The sequence below is a fragment of the Acinetobacter sp. FY683 genome (genome assembly GCF_059515885.1).
In genome coordinates this window covers 1-5,389 of the sequence record NZ_JCAKNA010000055.1, presented here as the reverse complement: position 1 = coordinate 5,389, position 5,389 = coordinate 1, and the positions used below count along the sequence as shown (strand labels likewise).

Here is a 5,389-nt window from a genome sequence, read left to right as displayed (position 1 = left end):
ACCATACGTAAAGACAGACGGAATAAGGATTTAATCATTAAGCAGCATTGGATGGCTGCGTCGGAGTAGGTTTGATTTCGCCCTTGTTTGCCTTTTGATGGCGCATACCATTGCGTAGCAGGATCAAACCAAATGGCAATATTTCCGCGACTCATGAGTGCTCGGTTATATGCGGGCCAATTGGTTGTGCGGTAGATTTTGTGTGTAGGCTTCTTCATTTGAAAATTATATCGCTGAAAAACCCTTTACAGATAGGTTTGTGCAACAAAACCTAATAAATAGATAAAATAACAATGACGCATCAAATCACGATCAAAGGCGAAGCCTTACCCACCAGTATGTTCGATACCCCTTATTTTTGGTTCGACTCTTTAACTGGCGTAGAAAAAATAAATGAACTCTTTGAATACCAACTGATTGTAAAAATACGTGATGAATACGGTAATCCAGCACATGGATATGCAGGCTTAGAAGGTTACGTATCACCCCAACAAGCAAAAAATAGTGGTACACCCGCATCCGACCTTAACCTACAAAGCCTGATTGGAACAGAAATAGCCGTTTGCATGCGTTTAGATGGTTTAAAACTCGATATTTCCCAACTCAGCCAAATTAACAACTTTAGCCAAGACCACACCTACCAAAACAATATTAATGGGGCAAGATACTTCAGAGGCATGGTGAACAAAGTCGAAGTACTGCCAGTCCGTAATAGACATGCCTGCTATAAAATCACCCTTGTACCCTGGTTATGGCTACTCACCAAAACGACTAATTACCGAATATACCAAGACGAATCGGTTACTACCATATTAGAAGATATCCTACAAAAGTACCCATACCCATTCAGGTGGAGCATATGGAAAAGTTGTTATTTTGGCTGTGAATAAAAATGACTTACCCTTAAAGCAGAAAAATTATGTTTCCAAATTTATAAAAAATGATGAAGTATTTTTCTTTTATGCGCATTTATCCTCGATTTTTGTAAGTCTAGAAGATGTTATAAAAGTAAAAACAATTGTAGGAAAGACTGGTGATACTGGGAATGCAAAAGGGATGACAACCATAGCAAAAGGTGGGCATTTGCATTTTGAAGCAAGGTCTGCAAAAAGTTTAGGTAAAGGTTTGGTAGGTCGCTTTGACCCAATTTCATTATTTTTAACAAAATTATTATAGGAATATTATGAAAAATTTAATTTTTATATGTGTTTTATTTTTATCTTTCAATGTTTATTCTAAAACATCTATAGATTGGAATGATATAGATCAGGATGCGGTACAAATTCATGAACCAATGGAATTTATTTCTGATTTTGGCAAATATTCTGTAATTAATAAAAATTTAAAAATCGCTTTGGTAGATTTAGGAATAGATACCAAAAGTAATTCACAGGTTTATGGTATTAGCGCAAATTATAAAGGTAAAGTTTATGAGATTTTAAAAACAACTGCGACTAAAAATATGTCTGTTGATATGTATATTGCTTATTATGATGAAAATATTGTAGCAATACGTACTAGAGTATTTGGTGTTTATGATCATATAAGTCGTCCATATAATCGATCGTCAAGCTATTTATTTGTTTATTCGATGAAAACTGGAAATATTGTTGAAGCTCCATTAACGAGTAGTAGAAGTACGACTTTAGAATCAAAAATACCGAACGTATTTTTTGGTGATACTTTTGGTTTTAACAAAGCAAAGAAAAAATATAAATATGAATATTTAATAAAAGATCAATTTACATCTAAAACAACCAAAGCTTATATAGACTTTAATTTGAACTTAAAATGTATAGCTGGTACTAATGATTGTGATTTAGTGACGAATAGAAAAGCAAAATTAATAAATTGAAAAATACATTTTTCGCTATGTAAAAAAGAGCGCATATAGCGCTCTTTTTATTGGTGAGGATTGATTTTAAGCCAAGAACCAAGTGTAGTAACCCCATAGCATTAAAGGCCATGAGAGGAAAGGGCTAAATAACCATTTCCAAAACCAAAGTCTTGGTATAAAACCAACACCGTGAATAAAGCCACCAGAAATACCAATCATAATCAACATCATGGCACGATGGCTATATTCTCCGTTTGCATCCAACATTGCTGATGGATGCACCAATAAAACTGCTGCAAGTGGCAATGCCAACAAAAATGAAACCGCCATTGCAAATTTATTTGGCTTTTTTTCTGTTGTTGTTACTGTCACTTCAGTCATATTTTATTCCTCATCCAAATCTTGATTGTGTTCAATGTAAAGGGCACTTAATACACCAGCAAAACATGCCATCAAAACACCGAGAATCCAAGCAAAATACCACATAATTTCTTCTCCTAAGCATAGCCTTAGTACAGGCTATGCGTATTGTCTTGAACGTGTTTGTTTGTAATAACGCCCCACATTTTGTAGTAGCACCAAGTTGTGTAGATTAGAATCAATGGAACAAAAATACATGCAGCTACAGTCATAACTGTAAGTGTATTTTTACTTGATACCGCATCCCACATTGTTAAGCTTACTGTTGGGTTAAGACTTGATGGCATTAAGAATGGGAACAATGCAAAACCAGCAGTTAAGATTGCACCAATAATAGCAAGACTTGTACCTAAGAAACTTAAACCAGCTTTTGCTTTGCCTGCAGCAGGAATCACAATAAGTGCACCTAAAATTGCAAGAACAGGAGCAATAATCGTAATTGGATAAGTGCTGTAGTTGTTCATCCAACCAGGGTTTGCATTTGTTAATACTTCTTTTGCAAGTGGGTTAGCAACACCATTTGTATCGAAAGGTTGTACTAAAGTGTAGCCTTGGATATTACCGAAGTATAACCATGCACCAGCACCTAAGAAACATACTAAGAATACAATACCCATAATTTGAGTAGCTTTTGCAGAGCGTTTACGTAAGTCACCATCTGTACGAAGCATTAACCAAGAACCACCGTGAGCACATAGCATTGATAAGCTAACTAAGCCACACACAAGTGCAAATGGATTAAGTAAAGCGAAGAAGCTACCTGTATATGTTGAGCGTACAGTTTCATCTAAAGTGAACGGAACGCCTAAGAACATATTACCAAAAGCTACGCCAAATACTAATGCAGGAACAGCGCCACCTACAGCTAGACCCCAGTCCCAAGACGTACGCCATTGAGTGTTTTCAAGCTTAGAGCGGTAGTCAAAGCCTACTGGTCGTAAGAACAGGGCAAACAGTACGAGTAACAGTGCCCAATACATGCCTGAGAACGCAGTTGCATATACCATTGGCCATGCAGCAAATAATGCACCACCTGCTGTAATGAACCAAACTTGGTTACCATCCCAGTGAGGGGCAATTGTATTAATTGCCGCACGACGTTCGTCATCTGTTTTACCTACAAATGGCATAATTGCCATTGAGCCCATATCGAAACCATCTGTTAATGCGAAACCAATAAGTAGAACACCTACTAGTACCCACCAGATTATTTTGAGTAGTTCATATTCGATCATGCTTGAGACTCCTCATTTGCCTTTTTTTCAGCGTCAAGTTTTTCAAAATGGTATTTACCAGTGTGAAGAGAACTTGGTCCGAGGCGAGAGAATTTAATCATTAAATACATTTCAATGATAAGTAATACAGTGTAGAACGATGCCAATGCGATGATAGAGCCCCATACATCACCTGTGCTCAATGAAGATGCAGATAAGTATGTAGGAAGTACTTCACCAATTGTCCATGGTTGACGACCAACTTCTGCAACATACCAACCTGTTTGCGCAGCAATCCAAGGAAGTGGTAGAGAGAATAGGGCGAATTTTAATAACCAAGGTTTGTTTTCAGCATTACGTTTAGCGACAGCGAACGTTGCGAAAGCAAAAAGTACAAGCATTAAGAAGCCAGAAGCAACCATTGCACGGAAAGACCAGAATAAGCTTGGTACATGTGGAATAGTGTCTTTAGCAGCAGATTTAATTTGCTCATCAGAAGCATCTACAACATTTGTTGTATATTTCTTAAGAAGTAAGCCATAACCTAAATCTTTTTGAGAATCAGCAAATGCAGCTTTTAGTTCTTCAGATTGATCGCCAGCACGCAATTTTTCAAGTTGTGCATAAGCAACCATACCATTACGGATACGAGCTTCATGTTGAGTGATTAGCTCTTTAATCCCTATTACTTGAGTATCTGTAGAGCGTGTTGCAATGATACCCATCACATATGGAATTTTAATTGCATAATCCGTACGCATTGTTTCAGTATTTGGGAAGCCAAATAGAGTAAATGCAGCAGGAGCAGGTTCTGTTTCCCATTCAGCTTCAATTGCAGCAAGTTTAGTTTTTTGTACATCGCCAATTTCGTAACCTGATTCATCACCAAGTAAAATTACAGAAAGTGTAGATGCTAAACCAAAGATAGCAGCAATAGCGAAAGAGCGACGTGCAAATGGTAAGTCACGTTTTTTCAATAGGTAGTAACTAGAAATAGCAAGTACAAAAATTGCACCTGTTACATAACCTGCTGAAACTGTATGTACGAACTTAACCTGAGCAACTGGGTTGAAAATTAAGGCACCAAAATCGACCATTTCCATACGCATGGTTTCGTAGTTAAATGCTGAGCCGACTGGGTTTTGCATCCAACCATTTGCAACCAAAATCCATAAAGCAGACATGTTAGATCCAATTGCAACTAACCATGTTACTGCTAAATGTTGTACTTTTGATAAACGATCCCATCCAAAGAAGAATAAACCAATGAATGTAGATTCTAGGAAGAAGGCCATCAAACCTTCAATAGCCAATGGAGCACCAAAAATATCACCTACATAGTGTGAGTAATATGCCCAGTTAGTACCGAACTGGAACTCCATTGTTAAGCCAGTAGTTACCCCAAGCGCGAAGTTAATACCGAATAATTTGCCCCAGAACTTAGTCATGTCTTTGTAAATTTCTTTACCAGAAATCACATACGTGGTTTCCATAATGGCAAGAATAAATGCAAGACCTAAAGTAAGTGGTACAAAAATAAAGTGATACATCGCAGTCATTGCAAACTGGAACCGCGATAAATCGACCACGCTTTCAGTAATCATCAACGTGTCTCCTTAGTTTGGGATGCGTCGCCAGCAATACGCTCGGCAACTTGATTGTCAAAATTTTTGGGAATAGTTGGGGCGTCAAACCAAATATTTTTAATGATAAGTAAAATAGCGACCTTAATAATTAAAATGATTGCTATTTCTCGAGTGATTCTTTTATTCAGATTTTTGGGGACTGAGCTCATATTACTAAGTCTTAAAAATAAACAATATTTGTATTATTAAACATTTAATTTACAAAATAAATAGACTCTTAAGTATAAATATAACTATTTTTTTAATCTTTTTAAAAACAGTAACTTATATTA

The 5,389-nt window shown here is 36.7% G+C and carries 8 protein-coding genes and 1 pseudogene; 3 read left to right on the top strand and 6 right to left on the bottom strand.

What is annotated here, in order from left to right; all coding sequences use genetic code 11:
- Positions 1-218 (bottom strand): transposase (locus AC5YDH_RS14725; protein WP_031978715.1); only part of this gene is annotated, 218 nt, incomplete at its 3' end.
- 75 nt (positions 219-293) lie between these two features.
- On the opposite strand from AC5YDH_RS14725, the gene AC5YDH_RS14720 reads away from it, so the two are divergent.
- From AC5YDH_RS14720 to AC5YDH_RS14710, 3 genes and pseudogenes are all read left to right on the top strand, one after another.
- On the top strand, positions 294-890 hold the full coding sequence (locus tag AC5YDH_RS14720) for a contractile injection system protein, VgrG/Pvc8 family (protein WP_496120570.1): 597 nt from the start codon (positions 294-296) through the stop codon (positions 888-890).
- Positions 847-1,176: pseudogene (locus tag AC5YDH_RS14715) on the top strand (M23 family metallopeptidase); the annotation flags it as partial. The gene AC5YDH_RS14720 and the pseudogene AC5YDH_RS14715, both read left to right, overlap by 44 nt.
- Positions 1,177-1,183: 7 nt before the next feature.
- Positions 1,184-1,855: a hypothetical protein gene (locus AC5YDH_RS14710; RefSeq protein WP_496120569.1), complete on the top strand. Its 672-nt coding sequence runs from the start codon at positions 1,184-1,186 to the stop codon at positions 1,853-1,855.
- Positions 1,856-1,921: 66 nt separating this feature from the next.
- On the opposite strand, the gene AC5YDH_RS14705 is transcribed toward AC5YDH_RS14710, so the two are convergent.
- The 5 genes from AC5YDH_RS14705 to cydP are packed head-to-tail and all read right to left on the bottom strand — an operon-like array spanning position 1,922 to position 5,266.
- A complete protein-coding gene (locus AC5YDH_RS14705) occupies positions 1,922-2,218 on the bottom strand; it encodes a cyd operon YbgE family protein (RefSeq protein ID WP_496120568.1) in 297 nt (98 codons plus the stop codon).
- Positions 2,219-2,221: 3 nt separating this feature from the next.
- Positions 2,222-2,323 (bottom strand): cytochrome bd-I oxidase subunit CydX, encoded by a 102-nt coding sequence (cydX, locus tag AC5YDH_RS14700; protein ID WP_152873080.1) that lies wholly within the window; start codon positions 2,321-2,323, stop codon positions 2,222-2,224.
- 23 nt (positions 2,324-2,346) lie between these two features.
- Entirely contained in the window at positions 2,347-3,492 is a 1,146-nt protein-coding gene (cydB, locus tag AC5YDH_RS14695) for a cytochrome d ubiquinol oxidase subunit II (RefSeq protein WP_496120566.1), read from the bottom strand.
- Positions 3,489-5,075, bottom strand: coding sequence for a cytochrome ubiquinol oxidase subunit I (locus AC5YDH_RS14690; RefSeq protein ID WP_496120564.1), 1,587 nt, complete (start codon positions 5,073-5,075; stop codon positions 3,489-3,491). The genes cydB and AC5YDH_RS14690 overlap by 4 nt, the downstream gene beginning before the upstream one ends.
- A complete protein-coding gene (gene cydP / locus AC5YDH_RS14685) occupies positions 5,075-5,266 on the bottom strand; it encodes a cytochrome oxidase putative small subunit CydP (protein WP_496120562.1) in 192 nt (63 codons plus the stop codon). Before cydP ends, AC5YDH_RS14690 begins: the two co-directional genes overlap by 1 nt.
- Positions 5,267-5,389 lie beyond the last annotated feature (123 nt).